At 67.6% G+C, this 17,352-nt stretch carries 19 protein-coding genes; 1 reads left to right on the forward strand and 18 read right to left on the reverse strand.

Annotated elements, in window-relative coordinates:
- Positions 1-21: 21 nt before the first annotated feature.
- From ACFXIV_RS06975 to ftsH, 18 genes are all read right to left on the reverse strand, one after another.
- On the reverse strand, positions 22-969 hold the full coding sequence (locus ACFXIV_RS06975; protein ID WP_379393553.1) for an esterase/lipase family protein: 948 nt from the start codon (positions 967-969) through the stop codon (positions 22-24).
- A gap of 194 nt (positions 970-1,163) precedes the next feature.
- Entirely contained in the window at positions 1,164-1,817 is a 654-nt protein-coding gene (locus tag ACFXIV_RS06980) for a DUF1772 domain-containing protein (protein ID WP_379393551.1), read from the reverse strand.
- A 151-nt stretch (positions 1,818-1,968) separates the two neighbouring features.
- Positions 1,969-2,592 (reverse strand): FHA domain-containing protein, encoded by a 624-nt coding sequence (locus ACFXIV_RS06985; protein WP_040854285.1) that lies wholly within the window; start codon positions 2,590-2,592, stop codon positions 1,969-1,971.
- Positions 2,593-2,783: 191 nt separating this feature from the next.
- Positions 2,784-3,146, reverse strand: coding sequence for an Lsr2 family protein (locus tag ACFXIV_RS06990; RefSeq protein WP_354831422.1), 363 nt, complete (start codon positions 3,144-3,146; stop codon positions 2,784-2,786).
- A gap of 116 nt (positions 3,147-3,262) precedes the next feature.
- A complete protein-coding gene (gene lysS, locus ACFXIV_RS06995; RefSeq protein WP_379393645.1) occupies positions 3,263-4,729 on the reverse strand; it encodes a lysine--tRNA ligase in 1,467 nt (488 codons plus the stop codon).
- Between the two features lie 159 nt (positions 4,730-4,888).
- Positions 4,889-5,311, reverse strand: a complete 423-nt coding sequence (locus tag ACFXIV_RS07000; RefSeq protein ID WP_379393644.1) for a rhodanese-like domain-containing protein — start codon at positions 5,309-5,311, stop codon at positions 4,889-4,891.
- A gap of 5 nt (positions 5,312-5,316) precedes the next feature.
- Positions 5,317-5,928, reverse strand: a complete 612-nt coding sequence (locus ACFXIV_RS07005) for a cysteine dioxygenase family protein (protein WP_364606507.1) — start codon at positions 5,926-5,928, stop codon at positions 5,317-5,319.
- Between the two features lie 192 nt (positions 5,929-6,120).
- Complete coding sequence (locus ACFXIV_RS07010; protein ID WP_379383292.1) at positions 6,121-6,936, reverse strand: type III pantothenate kinase; 816 nt, start codon at positions 6,934-6,936, stop codon at positions 6,121-6,123.
- A gap of 10 nt (positions 6,937-6,946) precedes the next feature.
- Positions 6,947-7,366, reverse strand: a complete 420-nt coding sequence (gene panD / locus ACFXIV_RS07015; protein WP_379393549.1) for an aspartate 1-decarboxylase — start codon at positions 7,364-7,366, stop codon at positions 6,947-6,949.
- 13 nt (positions 7,367-7,379) lie between these two features.
- Positions 7,380-8,306 carry a pantoate--beta-alanine ligase gene (panC, locus tag ACFXIV_RS07020; RefSeq protein ID WP_379393547.1) on the reverse strand — a complete coding sequence of 309 codons (927 nt, stop codon included), beginning with the start codon at positions 8,304-8,306 and terminating at the stop codon, positions 7,380-7,382.
- 5 nt (positions 8,307-8,311) lie between these two features.
- The gene (locus ACFXIV_RS07025; protein ID WP_379393545.1) at positions 8,312-9,244 is read right to left on the reverse strand and encodes a Rossmann-like and DUF2520 domain-containing protein; all 933 of its coding nucleotides are present in this window, start codon (positions 9,242-9,244) and stop codon (positions 8,312-8,314) included.
- Positions 9,245-9,467: 223 nt separating this feature from the next.
- Positions 9,468-10,514 carry a DUF6779 domain-containing protein gene (locus tag ACFXIV_RS07030; RefSeq protein ID WP_379393543.1) on the reverse strand — a complete coding sequence of 349 codons (1,047 nt, stop codon included), beginning with the start codon at positions 10,512-10,514 and terminating at the stop codon, positions 9,468-9,470.
- A 69-nt stretch (positions 10,515-10,583) separates the two neighbouring features.
- Positions 10,584-11,054, reverse strand: coding sequence for a DUF3180 domain-containing protein (locus ACFXIV_RS07035; protein WP_354831436.1), 471 nt, complete (start codon positions 11,052-11,054; stop codon positions 10,584-10,586).
- A gap of 16 nt (positions 11,055-11,070) precedes the next feature.
- On the reverse strand, positions 11,071-11,604 hold the full coding sequence (gene folK, locus ACFXIV_RS07040) for a 2-amino-4-hydroxy-6-hydroxymethyldihydropteridine diphosphokinase (protein WP_379393541.1): 534 nt from the start codon (positions 11,602-11,604) through the stop codon (positions 11,071-11,073).
- 4 nt (positions 11,605-11,608) lie between these two features.
- Positions 11,609-12,025, reverse strand: a complete 417-nt coding sequence (gene folB, locus ACFXIV_RS07045; RefSeq protein ID WP_379393539.1) for a dihydroneopterin aldolase — start codon at positions 12,023-12,025, stop codon at positions 11,609-11,611.
- On the reverse strand, positions 12,022-12,951 hold the full coding sequence (folP, locus tag ACFXIV_RS07050) for a dihydropteroate synthase (RefSeq protein ID WP_379393642.1): 930 nt from the start codon (positions 12,949-12,951) through the stop codon (positions 12,022-12,024). Before folP ends, folB begins: the two co-directional genes overlap by 4 nt.
- Positions 12,952-12,962: 11 nt before the next feature.
- Positions 12,963-13,562: a GTP cyclohydrolase I FolE gene (gene folE, locus ACFXIV_RS07055; protein WP_364606530.1), complete on the reverse strand. Its 600-nt coding sequence runs from the start codon at positions 13,560-13,562 to the stop codon at positions 12,963-12,965.
- 176 nt (positions 13,563-13,738) lie between these two features.
- A complete protein-coding gene (ftsH, locus tag ACFXIV_RS07060) occupies positions 13,739-16,105 on the reverse strand; it encodes an ATP-dependent zinc metalloprotease FtsH (RefSeq protein WP_379393537.1) in 2,367 nt (788 codons plus the stop codon).
- A 368-nt stretch (positions 16,106-16,473) separates the two neighbouring features.
- On the opposite strand from ftsH, the gene ACFXIV_RS07065 reads away from it, so the two are divergent.
- Entirely contained in the window at positions 16,474-17,340 is an 867-nt protein-coding gene (locus tag ACFXIV_RS07065; RefSeq protein WP_379393535.1) for a hypothetical protein, read from the forward strand.
- Positions 17,341-17,352: the final 12 nt, after the last annotated feature.

Genomic DNA, 17,352 nt, shown 5'->3' on the forward strand with positions numbered 1-17,352 from the left:
AACAGTCGCGTTCGGGGTTCCTCAGTCCCCGGTGACGGGCGGGACGAACTCGCACGGCACCGGCTGGGCATGCTCCGGATCGAGCGCGTTCAGGGCCATCATGGCCGCGCGGTGACTGCCGGCGATGGCCATGTGATCGGAGAAGTCGACAGGGCAACCGTCCTGCATCAGATCATTGGTGACGTTCGGGGCCGGGACCAGCGCGATGGCGGGCCATACCGCCTCGTCGAAGTTGGAGGCCAGGTTGGTGTAGGTGACCGAGGGGTCGTAGACGCCGTCGGCGTTCAGGGCATTGATGAACGAGGAGTTGCCGAGCATCTCCGGGCACGCCTGGCACACGACGCCCATGGCGGCCAGATTGTCCACCTGGTCGGCACTCGCGCCGAGCTGCCGCCCGAAGGCGCGCACGACGTTCATCTGGTCGCCGAAGATACCCAGCCACGGGGGCGCGATGGCCACGAAGCGGTTGACCTTGCCGGAGCCGCCGAGCCGCTTGATGTAGTACTCGCCGACCGTGTTGCCCTGTGAGTGGGCGACGAAGTCGACCTGCGCCGCACCGGTCGCGGACAGCACGCGGCTCACAAAGGCGCCCAGCTGCGCGGCGCTCTCGGGGATCGGCTTCATGCCGCCCAGCGCGGACAGCGGCCAGGGCACGTCGAGGGCTCCGTAGGTCAGCGCGTAGACGCAGTAACCCTGGTTGGCGAGCAGCGGCGCGTAGGCGCCCCAGTTGGTCTGTGCACCGCCCGCGGTGCCGTGGACGAGCACCACCGGATCCGGGTGCGCCGCACTGGGTTTGCAGGACCAGTCATTGGCGCCGGGCAGCGAGCCACCGGGATTGGTGAGCTCATTGGGGATGCCCGCGAAGAAGTTGAAAGTGACCGGGTATTCCGCTCGGGCGGTACCGCTCGCACCGATCCACAGGACCGCCAGAACCGCCATGATCAGCAGCGATCCCGGCGTTCCTCGCATGGGCATCCTTCTCATGTTCCCTCCCAATTTAGAACGCGTTCCGCATACCTAATCAGGAAACAAGCACGAGGGATGGATTACTGGCGGGTAAGTTCTGAAACCTGTTTCAGTGCAGAAAACGGCGGCGGCCGGGCCCCGCAGGCGGCTTGCGAGGCCGCATCCGGGGTCCCGGCCACCGCCGGAATCGGACCGAACTACTGCTGACCGGAGGCGAATCCGGGCTGGGCCGGGAAAGCCTGCTGCGCCGGAACGGACCACGCGGCCGGAGCCGAGTACACGCCCGGCGCCGGCGGGAAGCCCGGCTGCGCGGTGGGCGCGACGGTGGTGACCACGGCGGCCGCGCTCGCCTTGGCATGCTGCACGCCGGCCACGAACAGCGCGCCCGTCAGCACCAGGAACGCGAGCGTGTGGAGCACCGCGCGGACGATATTCCAAGCCACCCACGAGCTTTCGAACTGCGAGCGCACCGCCGCCAGATCCGGGATCTGCCCGACGTCACCGGCATTGGCCAGCTGATTGTTGAGCGGCACGTTCAGGCCCGAGGTGACGCAGAAGGCGATCACATTGAGGGCCAGCGCGACCCCGATCCAGATCAGCGTGGTGCGGTTGTCCTTGCCCAGGTGCAGGGCCGCGGCCAGCACGGTGAAGCCGACCGTGCCCATGAATCCGAGCATGAACCACGGATTGATGATGACCACGTTGATCTTCTGCATGACATCGATGAAGGTGCGGTCGTCGGACTGGCCCAGGGCCGTCATCACCGAGGTCGCGTAGGCGTAGAACACCCCGGCGATCAGTCCGGTGGTCAGCGTCGCCGCCACCAGCGCGGCGGTGCGAAATGCGAACATGGTTCTCTCCTGACTGGATCTGCCACCCGTGTTCCTCCCGGGTGATCGACTACATCCAGTCAATCGCCGACGGGCACGGAAACCCATGGCTCAGAAGCTCGCACGCATGCGCAGGGGTCCAACAGGCACGGGCAGTACCAGGATCGGCGAATCAGAGGTCGCGTTCGGAGATGACGCCGGACTGCATGGCCAGGTTGGCGAGGCGGACCCGCTTCTGGTTCTGCGGGAGGTCCTCGACACCGAACTTCGCGAACAGCGCGCGGAGGTGGGTCTTGATGGCGTCGACGCTGAGGAAGAGTTCCGCCGCGATCTGCTGGTTGGAGGCGGGTGAGGCGAACCCGTCATTGCTCCGCAGCGGCCGGCAGAGCGCGATCAATACCGACCGCTGGGTTTCGGTGAGCGAGCGCAGCGTCGGCAGCCCGCCGGTGGAGGTCTGCGTGACATCGCCTGCGGCGCCGCTGAAGTCGTGGAAGGTGACCCGCGAGGTGCCCATCCGGATGACGTCCCCCGGCTGCAGGCGATGGCGGCCGACCAGGCGATCCCCGTTGACGAAAGTGCCGTTGCGGGAAAGGCCGTCGTCGACGATGGTCCAGTGTGCGCCGAGGTACTCGGCGGTCGCGTGCAGCCGCGACACCTCGACATCCCAGAACAGGGACAGGTCGGCCTGAGGCGATCGCCCGATGGTGATTCGCGGCTGGTCCGGGGACAGCATCAGCTCATGCTGACGTCCCTCTTGATCCTTGACCCGGAGGAAGGAACCGTGGAAAGCGGTCACTGCGCCGATACCTCTTCTCTACTTCCAGCCAGTGACATCGTCCGCACGTTTCAATGGTGCCTGGCCTCCCCGGCACTAGCAAGATCGCAGTCGATCCTCCGGTTATACGCAAAGCGTATGAAGAAAACCACTGCCGCCCGGGCACGCACGAAACACCCGGACGGCAGTCGAATCGGCGACTAGTCGGACAACTAGTTCTTAGCAGCGGCCTTGTTGTAAGCCTCGGTGATGTCAGCGGAGATACGACCACGAGCGGACACCTTGTGACCATTCCGGCGCGCCCATTCGCGAATGGCCGCGCTTTGTTCGCGATCGATCGACACCCGGTTCTTCGGGCCCGCGGCCGGAGCACCGGCCACCTTGGTACGACGCCGGCCACTCACACGCCGAGCGGCCGAAACCCAACTGTCCAGACCCTCCCGCAGCTTGGCCGCATTCTCCGTCGACAAGTCGATCTCGTACGAGACGCCATCGATTGCGAACTCGATGGTCTCGTCCGCGATGGACTCACCGTCGACATCGTCGATCAAGCTAACGGTGACCTTCTTTGCCATGAGATGAACGTCCTCTCGAAATCGTGCGACCCGCATAGTCAGGCCGATTACCCGACGCCAGAATACCGCTAATTCCGATAGTCCCAGAACAGGCCCCGGAAATGCAATCCGGAGAACTATCGGGCTGCCGGACGCACAATTGGAAAGAGTATCGTTTCCCGGATTCCCAGGCCAGTCAGGGCCATCAGCAAACGATCGATACCCATACCCGTTCCGGTTGTGGGAGGCATACCGTGCTCCATCGCGGTGAGGAAGTCCTCGTCCAGGCGCATGGCCTCCTCGTCACCGGCCGCGGCCAAACGCGCCTGATCCATGAAACGGTCCCGCTGGATCACCGGATCCACGAGTTCGGAATAGCCGGTGGCCAGTTCGAAGCCGCGCACGTACAGGTCCCACTTCTCGGTAACCCCGGGCTTGCTCCGATGCTGGCGCGTCAGCGGCGATGTCTCGACCGGGAAGTCCCGTACGAAAGTCGGCGCGTACAGCTTGTCACCGTAGACGTGCTCCCACAGTTCCTCGACCAGTTTGCCGTGCCCGTAGCCCTTGCCCTCCGGAATTTCCAGCCCGACCCGGTCCGCGAGTGCCAGCAATTCCTCGACCGACGTTTCCGGGGTGACCTCGGTACCGATCGACTCCGACAGCGACGGGTACATCTCCACCGTCGCCCACTCGCCGGACAGATCGTATTCGGTGCCGTCGGCGAGCGTCACGACCTGCGTGCCGTAGACCTCCTGCGCGACTTCCTGGATCAATTCCCGCATCATCGTGGCGGAATCGTCGTAGGTGCCGTACGCCTCGTAGGTTTCCAGCATTGCGAACTCGGGCGAATGGGTCGAGTCCGCGCCCTCGTTGCGGAAGTTCCGGTTGATCTCGAAGACCTTCTCGATGCCGCCGACCACGCAACGCTTCAGGAACAGCTCCGGAGCGATGCGCAGGAACAGCTCCATATCGAGCGCGTTCGAGTGCGTGGCGAACGGACGGGCCGCGGCGCCACCGTGAATGGTCTGCAGCATCGGGGTCTCGACCTCGAGGAAACCTCTGCGCTCCAACGCATTTCGCAGCGCGCGCACGGCCGCGACGCGGGTGCGGGCCATCTCGCGGGCCTCCGGGCGCAGGATCAGGTCGACATAGCGCTGGCGGACGCGCGACTCCTCGCCCATCTCCTTGTGGGCCACCGGCAGCGGGCGCAGCGACTTCGCCGCCATCTCCCACGTATCGGCCATCACACTCAATTCGCCCGTGCGCGAGGCGATCACCTCGCCGTGCACGTACACGAAGTCACCCAGGTCGACATCGGACTTCCAGGCCGCCAGCGACTCCGCGCCGACGCCATTGAGGCTGATCATCGCCTGCAGCTTGGTGCCGTCGCCCTCCTGCAGGGTGGCGAAACACAGTTTGCCGGTATTTCGGACGAAAATGACGCGCCCCGCAATCCCGACCGTCTGACCGGTCTGGGTATCGGCCGCCAGATCCGGGTACGCCTCGCGAATTTCACCGAGGGTGTGGGTGCGGTTCACCACCACCGGATAGGCCTCACGGCCCTCCCCGAGCAACCGCTCGCGCTTCTCGCGGCGAATCCGCATCTGCTCGGGAACGTCATGCTCCACGGGGGCCGCCGCGGCACGCTTTTGCCCAGCAGGAACGGGGTTGCTCGAGGGAGAAGAAGGAGTGGAGGTGCTCACGGGTCTCAAGACTATCCTGCGGCGGAATTTCTTTTTTCCACCGCCTCCCTGCCGCTTCGGCTACAGCCAGGCGAGGGTCGCGACCTCGCGTTCGAAGTGCGGGGCAGTGGCCGCGACGGTCAGCAGGCCCGCCGCTTTCAAGGCCTGATATCCGCCCTCGAGATCGGTGGCGCGGCGCAGGCCCAGCTGTTGCAGGGAGGCGGCGGCCAGGCTCGAGGTGTATCCCTCCGAGCAGACGATGATCCATTCCATGTCGTGGTGCTCGGCCATGGCCAGACGCGCGGAACTCGACGGATCCAAACGCCATTCCAGGACATTTCGCTCGATCACCAGCGCGCCCGGCAGGGTGCCCTCGCGCATCCGCTGCGCCTGCGGGCGAATATCCACCAGAATCGCGCCGCGGGCGATGGCCTGCGGGATTTCGATCGGAAGCAGGCGACTCAGCTGCCCGCGGGCCTGGGCGAGCATGCCGTCGATCGTCATGTGGGTCATTCGAGTTCGCCTTCGGGCTGGTCGGTGAGGACGGAACGGGTGCGCCGCAGGGTGCCGTGGCCGGTGACCTCGTAATAGGACATGGCCGTCAGCGGCGGGGAATAGGCGTGCACGCTCAGAGTCGGATTCAGCGGGCCGGTGATGCCGGCCTCCGCCTCGGGGGCACGCACCACGTCGTGCACCCAGCCGAGCGGGAAAGAGGCCTGATCACCCGCGGTGAGGGTGCGGCGGCGCAGGTCCCGGCCGTTCCAGCGATATTCCGACAGCGCGCCGGAGAGCACGGTCAGCGCTCCCAGCGAGCCGGCGTGGTCGTGTAGTTCGGTGTATTTGCCCTCGACCCAGCTGATCAGCCAGATGTCCACCTCGTCATCGGCGACAAGCCTTGTGGCCCAGCGGTTTTCGGTGGGCCACAGGCCGCCGTCGGGCAGCAGGTGGTCGTAGCGGCCCTCCAGCACGTCCTGGGCGCCCTCATCGGTCAGGCGCAGCAGGTCGGCCGGACGCAGCCGGGTCGGCAGGGCGGAGGCGGTGGCCCGCTCGGTGACCTCGGGCAGGAGCGGCGAGGCGGCGGCGCGGGTATCGACAGGGAGGGAAAAAACAGAGGAACGCATGAGCGAAACTCCAAGAAGTGTGTTTGTGGTCGGGGGCTATACGAAGCCTCGACGACCGTCGAGGCGAATCAGCCTCGACAACACTCCTGGGTGCTCACACGGAAATACACGTCGGCGAGTCTAACAGCGGTTCGCCGGGAATCACCAGGGCTCCCGGCGACGACTGCGTCACTTTTATTCCAGCCGGTCTGTTCAGGGCCGGGCGGCGCTGGGCTCGGGCCGGGTCCGGCGCTGCTGATTGCGCTCGTAGACCAGGCGCAGGCCGTCCAGTGTCAGATGCGGCTCGTGATGCTCGATGGTCTCCGACTCCGGCACGATCAGCGGCGCGGTCGCGCCCGTCGCCACCACCGCCACATCGTCGCCGGAGAAGGCGTCGATATCGCGAATGCGATCGATCAGGCCGTCCACCAGGCCCGCGAAACCGAAAATGGCGCCCGACTGCAGGCACTCCATGCTGTTCTTGCCCACCACCGACCGCGGGCGAGTCAGCTCCGCACGGCGCAGCGCACTGCGGGCGATCAGCGCCTCGGTGGAAATCTCCACCCCGGGCGCGATACTGCCGCCGAGGAATTCCCCCTTGGCCGACACCAGATCCACACAGATGGCCGTCCCGAAATCCACCACGATGGCCGGCGAGTGGAAACGGTGATATGCCGCAAGACAATTCACGATGCGGTCCGCACCGACCTCCTTGGGATTGTCCACCAGCAGCGGAATACCCGTGCGCACACCGGGTTCCACCAGCACGTGCGGGACATGAGCCCAATAGCGGGACAGCATTTCACGCAGCTCGCGCAGCACCGGCGGCACCGTGGACAGCGCCGCGACGCCCACCACCTGTTCGGCGTCCGCGCCGATCAGGCCGCGCACCTGCAGCGCGAATTCGTCCGCGGTCAGCAGCGGATTGGTGTGCATCCGCCAGTGCCGCACCAGCTTCGCGTGGTCTCCGCTGCCGGAGAACAGGCCCAGCTCGATGCTGGTGTTGCGGACATCGATGGTCAGCAGCATGGCCCGCCGCTCAGGCCAGCGAGAGCGAACGCGGCGAGATCAGGTCGGACCCCTCCGGGGCGTGCGCCGGATCGGTGCCCAGCTCGATCGGGCGATTGCGCTCATCGACGAAGACCACGTTCGGGGCGTAGTTCTTCAGCTCGGCCTCGTCCATCATGCCGTAGGCGATCAGGATGACCAGGTCGCCGGGATGCACGAGATGCGCTGCGGCGCCGTTGATTCCGATCACGCCGGAACCGCGCTCGCCGGCGATCACATAGGTCTCGAGGCGGGCCCCGTTGGTGATGTCGACAATGCTGACCTTCTCGCCCTCGAGCAGGTCGGCGGCATCCAGCAGGTCCTGGTCCACCGTCACCGAACCCACGTAGTGCAGGTCGGCGTGAGTCACCGTGGCGCGGTGGATCTTCGACGTCATCATGGTGCGCAACATCGTCGTCGCCTTCCTAGAGAGCTGCCTGGGCAGGCTGATCGGGGGCAGTGGGGTGGCCATCGAGCGGCTTGCCGATGGAGACGGGCATGTTGTCGATCAGGCGGGTGGTGCCGACCCGGGCCGCGACCAGCAGCCGGGCATTGCCGGTCGGCCACTGTTCGGAGAAGTCCGCACCCCGCAGGGCCAGATAGTCGACCTGGATGTCCGGCGCGAGATCCAGCACCGACTGCGCGGTCTCCAGCACGGCCTCCGGACCCCGGCCCGCCGCGTGCCGGCCGGCCAGCAACGCCGCCGACAGGGCGGTGGCCAGCTCGCGCTCCTCCGCGCTCAGGTAGCGGTTGCGGGAGGACTTGGCCAGACCGTCCGCCTCGCGGACGGTCGCCGCCGGCACGATCTTCACGTCCATGTTCAGGTCGACGACCATCTGCCGGATCAGCGCCAGCTGCTGGTAGTCCTTCTCGCCGAAGAACGCCTCGTGCGGCATGCAGATATTGAAGAGCTTCGACACGACGGTCAGCACACCGGAGAAGTGGCCCGGGCGGGTCGCGCCCTCGAGGATCTCGCCGTAGGCACCGGCCTGCACCGTGGTGCGAGTGCCGAACGGGTACATGTCCTTCGCGCTCGGCGCGAACACCAGCTCCACGCCCTCGCCGCGCAGCAGTTCCACATCCGCGTCCAGGGTGCGCGGGTACTTGTCGAGATCCTCGTTCGCGCCGAACTGCAGCGGGTTCACGAAGATCGACACGATGACCGTGGTGTTGGTCAGCTTCGCCAGCCGCACCAGCTCCAGATGGCCCTCGTGCAGCGCGCCCATGGTCGGCACCAGCGCGATCCGGCGGCCCACCGACCGCAGCGCCTTCACGACCTTGGTCATGACGGCCGGATCGTGCAGCACGGTCAGCTCGCCGCGCTTGTATGTGCCAATCAGCTTGGGGTCCATGGGCGTCAGTGTCCTTTCTCCAGCAGATCGATCAGGGCGGGATTGGTCTTGGCGCGCTCGGCCGAACGCAGCGACAGGGCGCGATAGCCCGCGGCCAGCCGGGGATTCAGGGCTTCGAGAGCCTCCAGATGCGCGGCCACCGCGGCCACATCGCCGCGCGCCACCGGACCCGTCAACGCGGCGGGGCCGCGGCGCAGGGCATTGTCGAGGGCGGCCGAGGCCAGCGGCGCGAGCATGCGCTCGGCCAGGCCGTTCGGCTGATCGTCGACCGTCTGCTGACCCAGCAGACCCGGACCGGACAGCGCGGCGCGCAACGCCTCGACCGCATCCACGATCAAGGTCACCAGATGGTTGCTGCCGTGTGCGAGAGCCGCGTGATAGAGGGTGCGGTTCTCCTCCGCGACCCGCACCGGCTCGCCGCCCATCTCGATCACCAGCGACTGCCCGATGGCATAGCCGATGTCGTCGGCGGCGGTCACGCCGAAGCAGGCATTGGCCAGGCGGGCCACATCCTCGTCGTGTCCCGTGAACGTCATGGCCGGATGAATCGCCAGCGGCAGCGTGCCCAGTGCGGTCAGCGGCGCCAGCACGCCGACCCCGTTCGCGCCGGACGTGTGCACCACGATGGTGCCCGCGCGCACCGCGGTCGCGGCCGCCAAACCCGCGACCAGACCCGGCAATTCACTGTCGGGCACCGCGAGAATCAGCAGCTCACTGCGGCCGGCCACCTCCTCGGCGGGCAGGATGCGGGAATCCGGCAGGCGCGTGGTGGCACGACGCACCGAGGCATCCGAAATCGCGGACACCCCGAACACGACATGACCGGCACGCTCCAGTGCCACACCCAGCGCGGATCCGACGCGTCCCGCCGAGACGATGCCCACCGTCAAGCGTGCAGGCGCAGGATCGGTCCCGCAGACATCCTTGTCCGAGGTCACTTTGTCCTCTCGAAAGTCGTTCCAGTCCCGCCTTGCGGGTACCGGACGTTACTCGAGCGAGGATATCGCCGCCGATTCGCCAGAGCTACCCACTGTGGGATAGGCAACTCTCGCGACTCTCAGGGGCTCCGCCCCCGCACCCCCTCGCGACTCTCGGGGGTCCGCGCCTGAACGCCCTCGGGCTTCTTGGGGGCGCTGCCCCGAATCCCCGGTGGACTTCCTGTCAGTTGCTGTTCTCGGACTTGAGATTGGCCATGATCTCGGCGACCGAGAGGCGGTGGGTGCCTTCGGCGCCGGCGTCGTCCTCTGAGCGGCGGCGACGGCGGGCCGTGGCCCGGCCCACCGGGGCCGAGGGGGTGGGGTCGGGGGTCAAGCGCGGGACGGGGCCGTTGGTGGCGGTGCCGTTGGCCGCGGCGGTGCCATTGGTGGCGGCATTGCCATTGGTGGGCGCGCTGCCGTTGGTGCCGGCATTGCCGTTGGCCGCGGAGGCGGCGGCGGATTCGTTGGCGGCCTCCGGGTTCGGGGGCGGGGTGGGTGAATCCGGTTCGGCGGCGGCCCGTTCGGCCTCGTAGTCCTGGTGCATGGCGTCGGTGATGATCGACGTCTCGGCGGTGACCGGGTCGTCGAAGGGGGTGGCGAAGGCCGGCGGTTCGGGGTGCGCGGGATCGAACTTCGGGGCCATGCGGGCGCGCGGGTCGTCGTCGTCCTCGGCCTGGTCGGGGGACGACCACGGGTCCCAGGGATCCGCGTCCGGCCAGTTATCGTTCGCCGCCTCGGGGGCCGAACCGGCCTCGCTGCTCGGAAGTTCTTGGACCCGAACGGCATCCGCACGCAGGGCCGGACGCTCGGAGGGCAGATCGCCGTCGAACAGACGCTGCAGGCTCTCGCGCAGGACCGTGAGTTCGGCACGCAGCGCGGCCATCTCCGCGGCGTCGGCGCCCACCTCGTGGCGGACCCGGGTCTCCACGCCGAGCTCGTATTCGCGGCGGGCAGCAACCTCGCGCTCCAGCTGCAGTTGGTAGACCTTCTGGAGGTCACCCACTTTTGCCTTGTCGACGGCCGCCTCCCTGCGATAACGGGTGGCAGCGAGCGCGCCGATGGCGGCCGCCCAGAGGGCCGCGACCAGGCCCACCCGGATCAGGTGGAGGTTGTCACTGAAGACCAGGAAAACGCTGGCAACCAGTCCGAGGAGAAGCAGAAAGCCGGTGAAGAACTTTCCCGCATCCTCCCGGCGGCGACGGGAAGCACTGCTACGGGAGGGTGAAACCATGTCCGCCAGCGTAGCTTGATCTCGGGAGTGCGGTCCCCACCTTGGCGATGATCAGTGCCAATCCGTTAGCTATGAAGTAGCCGCCTCATCGGGCGGTTCAATGGGAGCGCGGCAGCAATACTCCAGCCACAGGGCCGCGGCCACCAGGGCCACCCCGCCCAGCAGACCCACCACCGCGCCCGGCGTATCCGAAGCCGCCGCACGCAGATCCGAGCGCTGCATGAGCAGCCACACCAGGAAACCCAGCCAGATCCCGCCCACCAGCGACCCCACCTGCGCCGACGCCTTCGCCAGCGCCACCGCCCGGGCCGCCGTGATCGCATGCAGCTGCCCCGAACCGGGACCGATCCCGTGATTCTCCTTACGCTGCCGAATCACGAAGGCCAGCACCGCCTCGAGCAGCGCCACCGGCAACAGCGAGGCGCCCGAGAACACCGAGATCGGCGGGAAACTCGAATACGCCATATTGGTGGCGACCCAGGCCACGATCGCCGCCAGCAGCACATTCGCACACAGATCGAGAATGCGGGTCGGCTTCACCGCAGCAGCTCCGGCGTCACGGCGTCCAGCCCAGCGTCAGCTCGGTGCGGCGCACCCCGCTCACCTCGGCGGAATCCAAGGCGGACAGCCACTCTCGCAGCGTGCGCAGCGCGCCGGTCGCCTCCAGCTCCGCATCGGGATCGATCTCCAGCCACGGCACCAGCACGAACGCGCGATGGTGGGCCTGCGGATGCGGCAGCGTCAGCACCGGATCCAGGCTGCGCACCACCACCCGGCCGTCGCGGCGGCGCGACTCGGCCTGCACCACGTCCACATCGAGAGTGCGTGCGCCCCAGCGGACTTCCCGGATCCGGCCCGCGGCCTGCTCCAGCTCCTGACCCAGGCGTAGCCAGTCCGAGGGCTCCATGGCCGCGTCCTCGGCCACCAGCACGGCATTCAGGTAGTCCTGCTGCGGCACCCCGCCCCACGGCGGGGTCGAGTACACCGACGAGACCGCCACCACGCGCGGGCCCAGCGCCTCCACGACACTGCGCAGATGCGCCAGCCGGTCACCGAGATTGGATCCGATCGACAGGACAACGCGGGTCACCGCTCTACTCCTCCGGTTCGCGACGACGGGACGTGACTACACGGACGTCTTCGAAGGTATGTGGAATCGGCGCAAAAGGCTTGTGCAGCACCACTTCCACGGCCTGGATGCGCGGATCGGCCATCACCTCGTCGGCGATGGCCGAGACCACCGTCTCGATCAGATCCTTCGGCTCCCCGGCCACGATCTGCACCACCTGCTCGGCCAGCTCGCCGTAGTGGACGGTGTCGGCGATGTCGTCCGACTTCGCGGCGGCGGTGAAATCCGTCCACAGCGTCAGATCCACGACGAACTCCTGGCCGTCGCGCTTCTCGAAGTCGAAGACACCGTGATGGCCGAAGACGCGCAGCCCGCGCAATTCGATACGGTCACCCGGCAATTCGATACGGTCACCCGGCGATCCGGCGCGATCGACGCTCACAGCCGCTCCCCCGTCTCCCGCTCCCGTACATACCGCTCCCGCAGGCGCCGGGCCGCATTCGTGGTCGCGTCGACCACCGCGATGGCGTCCAGCGACGATCGGACATCGTGCACCCGCACACCCCAGGCGCCGTGCTCGGCGGCCAGGGCGGAAATCGTGGCCGTGGCGACCTCGCGGCCGTCCGGCGGGCGCGGGCCCTCGGCATCGGCCAGCAGGCCGCCGAGGAAACGCTTGCGGGAGGCCCCGATCAGGATCGGCAGGCCCGCGTCCATCATCTCGGTCATGCGATAGAACAGGCCGCCCAGCAACTCCCAGTTGTGGTCGGCGTTCTTGGCGAAGCCCAGGCCCGGGTCCAGCACCAGCTGCCCGAATTCGACGCCGCCCGCGAGGGCGAACTCGACCTGCGCGTTCAGCTCCTCCCAGACCTTGGACACCACATCGTCGTACTGCTCGGCGGGACCGGCGTGACGGTAGTCCGCCTCGGCCCGCCAGTGCATGAGGATCCACGGGATCCTGGTCGCCGCAACGACTTTCACCATGTTCGGGTCGGCACGCCCGCCCGACACGTCGTTGACCATGGACACGCCCGCCGCGATGGCGGCCTCGGCCACGCTCGCCCGCATGGTGTCCACGCTCGTCGGCACCCCGGCCGCGGCCAGCTGCCGGATCACCGGAACCACCCGCGCCGCTTCGGTTTCCGGGTCGATGCGAATCGCGCCGGGCCGGGTGGACTCGCCGCCGACATCGATGATGTCCGCGCCCATCTCGTACAGCTCGAGACCGTGTGCCACCGCCAGACCCGGATCCAGGTAGCGGCCGCCGTCGGAGAACGAGTCGCTGGTGACGTTCACGACGCCCATCACCACGCACGAGCGGCCCCCACGAGGAACAACCAGGTTGGCCCCCCGTGTACCGCTCTCGGCCATGGTCGGTGCGCTCACTTTCGCAGAATGAGATCCAGGGCCTCCGCGCGAGAAGAGGCGTTGGTCTGCAGCATGCCGCGCACCGCCGAGGTGGTGGTGGAGGCGCCCGGCTTGCGGATACCGCGCATCGCCATGCACAGATGCTCGGCCTCGATCACCACGATGGCACCGCGCGGATCCAGCTTCTCCATCACCGCATCGGCGATCTGGCTGGTCAGCCGCTCCTGCACCTGCGGGCGCTTGGCGTACAGATCGACCAGGCGGGCCAGCTTCGACAGTCCGGTCACCCGGCCGTGCGGGCCCGGAATGTAGCCGACGTGCGCGACACCGTGGAACGCCACCAGGTGGTGCTCACAGGTCGAGTACATGGGAATGTCGCGAACCAGCACCAGCTCCTGGTGCCCCTCCTCGAAGGTGGTGTTGAGCACCTCGGACGGATCGGTGAACAGTCCGGCGAACATCTCCCGGTAGGCCCGAGCCACCCGGGACGGGGTTTCGGCGAGCCCGGGGCGATCCGGGTTCTCGCCGACCGCGATCAGCAGCTCCCGCACGGCAGCCTCCGCACGGTCCTGATCGAACGGTCGACCGGTGTCGAGCGCGATCAGGCCGGACACGACACGATTGTTGGTGGCCGACAATCGACACCTCCTGTATTGACTTGCCGCACGTGCACACGCGGCCTGGACGCGGTCGCCGAACCACTCGGGCGGATCCGGACGGGGGCGTTCACCCAGCGTCCGAACCCCGCCCGAGGCGGGCCGCGAACCCATTTAGCCTATCGGGACCGCGGTCAGCGACGACCGTTCGGTCCGTCCCAACCGTTCTTCTCGTCCTCGTCATTCCCGGACGCCGGCTGCGCGGCCTGATGCTCCGGCTGCGAGTAGCCCGGTTGATACTGAGCGCCCGGCTGATAGCGCTGGTTGCCCGCGGGCGCCCAGCCGCCGTACGCGCCGCGCGGCTGCGGGGCCTGAGCCTCGTCCTCCTGCGGCGGCCAGCCCGGCGCCGACCAACCGGCCGGGGCGCCGTAGTCCGGACGCGAACCGTGCGTCGTCGGCGCACCGTGCCGCGGATAGGCCGGAGCCTGCGGCAGCGGATAGCCCTGCGGCGCGGGTGCCGGATAACCGCCGTACTGCGGCTGCGCGGAGCCGTAGACCGGTTCCGGATAGCCGTTGGCGGGCTGCACCACCGGATGCGACGGCCGCGAGCTCTCCTCCGGCCACGGCTCACCGCGCTCGGCGGCCAGCTCACGCGGGGTCTTCACCGGCGGGCGATCGGACGGGGTGCGGTCACCGAAATCGTTGAAAGCCGTGATGCGCGGCCGCTTTTCGACCGTCGTCAGCACTTCCTCGAGATCCTTGCGGTGCAGGGTCTCGCGTTCCAGCAGCGCGGTGGCCAGGGAGTCCAGCTCGTCGCGGTACTCGTTGAGCACCGCCCACGCCTCGGTGTGCGCGGCCTCGATGAGGTTGCGCACCTCCTCGTCGATCTCGCGAGCCACCTCGTGCGAGTAGCCCGAGGCCATGCCCATGGACCGGCCCAGGAACGGGTCGCCCTGCTCCTCGCCGTAGCGGACCGCGCCCAGGCGGGCGCTCATGCCGTACTCGGTGACCATCGCGCGCGCGATCTTGGTGGCCTGGTCGATATCGGACGAGGCGCCCGTGGTCGGCTCGTGGAACACCAGCTCCTCGGCCGCGCGGCCGCCCATGGCCATGACCAGGCGGGCGATCATCTCCGAGCGGGTCATCAGGCCCTTGTCGTCCTCGGGCACCGTCATCGCGTGACCGCCGGTGCGGCCGCGGGCCAGGATGGTGACCTTGTAGACGGGCTCGATATCGGGCATCGCCCAGGCGGCCAGGGTGTGACCGGCCTCGTGGTAGGCGGTGATCTTCTTCTCGTGCTCGCTGATCACCCGCGACTTGCGGCGGGGACCGCCGATGACACGGTCGACCGACTCCTCCAGGGCCGCACCGGTGATCACATTGCCGTGTTCACGCGCGGTGAGCAGCGCGGCCTCGTTGATCACATTGGCCAGGTCCGCACCCGACATGCCGACGGTGCGCTTGGCCAGACCCTCCAGGTCGGCGTCGGTCGCGATCGGCTTGCCCTTGGAGTGCACCTGCAGAATCGCGCGGCGGCCGTTCAGGTCCGGGTTGCCGACCGGGATCTGCCGGTCGAAACGGCCCGGGCGCAACAGCGCCGGGTCCAGGATGTCGGGCCGGTTGGTGGCCGCCATGATGATGACGCCGGTGCGCTCACCGAAGCCGTCCATCTCCACCAGCAGCTGGTTCAGGGTCTGCTCGCGCTCGTCGTGACCGCCGCCCAGGCCGGCGCCACGCTGACGGCCGACCGCGTCGATCTCGTCCACGAAGATGATGCAGGGGCTGTTCTGCTTGGCCTGATCGAACAGGTCGCGCACGCGGGAGGCGCCGACACCGACGAACATCTCGACGAAGTCCGAACCCGAGATGGTGAAGAACGGCACCCCGGCCTCACCGGCAACGGCCTTGGCCAGCAACGTCTTACCGGTACCGGGCGGGCCGTAGAGCAGCACGCCCTTGGGGATCTTCGCGCCCAGCGCCTGATACCGGGCCGGGTTCTGCAGGAAGTCCTTGATCTCGTAGAGCTCTTCGATGGCCTCGTCGGCGCCCGCCACATCCTGGAAGGTGGTCTTGGGCATGTCCTTCGACAGCAGCTTGGCCTTCGACTTGCCGAAGCCCATCATGCCGCCGCGGCCGCCGCCCTGCATGCGCGCCATCACGAAGATGAACAGGCCCAGCAGAATCACCATGGGCAGCATGAACAGCAGAATCTGACTCAGCCAGGAATCCTGCTTGACAGCGGTGTTGACCTTGGCGCCGGAATCCTGCGCGGCCTTGAAGACCTGCGCGGACACCTCGCCGCCGCCCGGATACTTGGCGATGAGCTTGGTCTCGCCCTTGGTGGCATCATTGCCGTTCTTCAGCGTGATGCGCAGTTGCTGTTCTTTGTCGTCGATCTGGACCGAATCGACATTCGACTTGTCCTGGAGCTGGGAAAGCGCCACCGAGGTATCGACGCTATGCCAGCCGCGCGTGTCGTTGCTGAAATAGCTGACCAACCAGATCACGAGCAGAAAGCCCGCGACTATGGCCAGGTTGCGGAACACAGTCTTGCGGTTCATAGAGCGTCGGCCGGCGGCCAGTCCTTTCCGGGGGGTGTATCCGGTTTGCCTGCGATGCTTGCGTGGCACGCCCGTTCCGGCGAACGGATGCGGACATGCCACGTTACCGCGTACGGTCTAGTCGTTACATCGCGCAGTTCGGCAGCTAGTGCAGTTCAACAGGTAAACGGCTGGAGAACGCGGGTGGTTCCCCGACCATCTGCGGCAACACACTGGGTCGATCACCCCCTGGTGTCGGACCGAGTGGTCACAATCATGGCATGGTCGTCTCATCGTGAGTGACGACACAACAGAGCGCAGGGGGTATGGACATAGTCGAGCTACGGACACCCACAGCGATTGTGCGTCATGGCAACGGGCGTTTGACGGTGCTGCGGCCTGGAACCGACGGCGAGCGCGTGCTCGACGTGCCGGTAAGCGACCTGCTCAAGGTGCGTTTGAACCGGCGCGCCGATGACGCCGTCGTCATCGAAATATATTTGTGCTACCCGACCCCCGTCCTGACCGGCGTCCCCGCCGACCGGACCCCGCTGCCGGTGCTCATCGCCGAGCACGATGTGCCCGCCGCCACCGTCATCGTCGAGCGCATCAATAATCAGATCCTGGCCACCCAGCGACTGGACGTGGCCGCCCCCGACCTCACCCCGCCCGCGCCCTCCTGGGGACGCAGCGGGCCCGCCCGCGCGGACGTGGATCGCGCGGTGCGCCGGATGGCGCCCAAGCGGGACGCCAAGGCGGCCGTCGCCGCGCTGCAGCGCTATGTCACCCCCGGCGAATACGTGCTGGAGACCGCCCTCGTCACCGCGCAGGCGCCCGCGCCCCGGGCCACCGGACTGCTCGCGATCACCACCACCCGGATGATCTTCGTCTCGTTGAGCTCGGGCAAGCGTTTCGCCCACGAGCTGCCGGTGGCGACCCTGCTGTGGGCGCGCACCACCGACGACGCCGAGGCACCGGGCGCCGTGCTCGCCGAGTACGGCGTCGAGGTCAGCGACGGCAATCTGACCTGGCATTTCACCGGTACCGACCGGGCCGACACCGATCGGGTAACGAGCGCTTTGAATTTCGCCATCCAGCGCGAGGTGGCCGACGGCGCCGCCGGGCCGGCGGATCCGGGCGTGGCGAAGCTGTACTCCGAATGGGAATTGCTGGTCGAGCGGCATTCGCTCGGCATGGTCGACGATGCGCAGTTCCAGCGGTACGGACGCGGAATTCTCCGGTCCCTGCCCGATTGAGCATCGGGCGGA

The organism is Nocardia sp. NPDC059236 (genome assembly GCF_042754085.1).
In the GTDB taxonomy this organism is placed as follows: domain Bacteria; phylum Actinomycetota; class Actinomycetes; order Mycobacteriales; family Mycobacteriaceae; genus Nocardia.

Coding starts and splice junctions, on each gene's coding strand:
- ACFXIV_RS06975 (WP_379393553.1), bottom strand. CDS start 969: ATGCGAGGAACGCCGGGATCGCTGCTGATCATGGCGGTTCTGGCGGTC.
- ACFXIV_RS06980 (WP_379393551.1), bottom strand. CDS start 1,817: ATGTTCGCATTTCGCACCGCCGCGCTGGTGGCGGCGACGCTGACCACC.
- ACFXIV_RS06990 (WP_354831422.1), bottom strand. CDS start 3,146: ATGGCAAAGAAGGTCACCGTTAGCTTGATCGACGATGTCGACGGTGAG.
- lysS (WP_379393645.1), bottom strand. CDS start 4,729: ATGCGGATTCGCCGCGAGAAGCGCGAGCGGTTGCTCGGGGAGGGCCGT.
- ACFXIV_RS07000 (WP_379393644.1), bottom strand. CDS start 5,311: ATGACGATCGACGGCATGCTCGCCCAGGCCCGCGGGCAGCTGAGTCGC.
- ACFXIV_RS07005 (WP_364606507.1), bottom strand. CDS start 5,928: ATGCGTTCCTCTGTTTTTTCCCTCCCTGTCGATACCCGCGCCGCCGCC.
- ACFXIV_RS07010 (WP_379383292.1), bottom strand. CDS start 6,936: ATGCTGCTGACCATCGATGTCCGCAACACCAGCATCGAGCTGGGCCTG.
- panD (WP_379393549.1), bottom strand. CDS start 7,366: ATGTTGCGCACCATGATGACGTCGAAGATCCACCGCGCCACGGTGACT.
- panC (WP_379393547.1), bottom strand. CDS start 8,306: ATGGACCCCAAGCTGATTGGCACATACAAGCGCGGCGAGCTGACCGTG.
- ACFXIV_RS07030 (WP_379393543.1), bottom strand. CDS start 10,514: ATGGTTTCACCCTCCCGTAGCAGTGCTTCCCGTCGCCGCCGGGAGGAT.
- folP (WP_379393642.1), bottom strand. CDS start 12,951: ATGGCCGAGAGCGGTACACGGGGGGCCAACCTGGTTGTTCCTCGTGGG.
- ftsH (WP_379393537.1), bottom strand. CDS start 16,105: ATGAACCGCAAGACTGTGTTCCGCAACCTGGCCATAGTCGCGGGCTTT.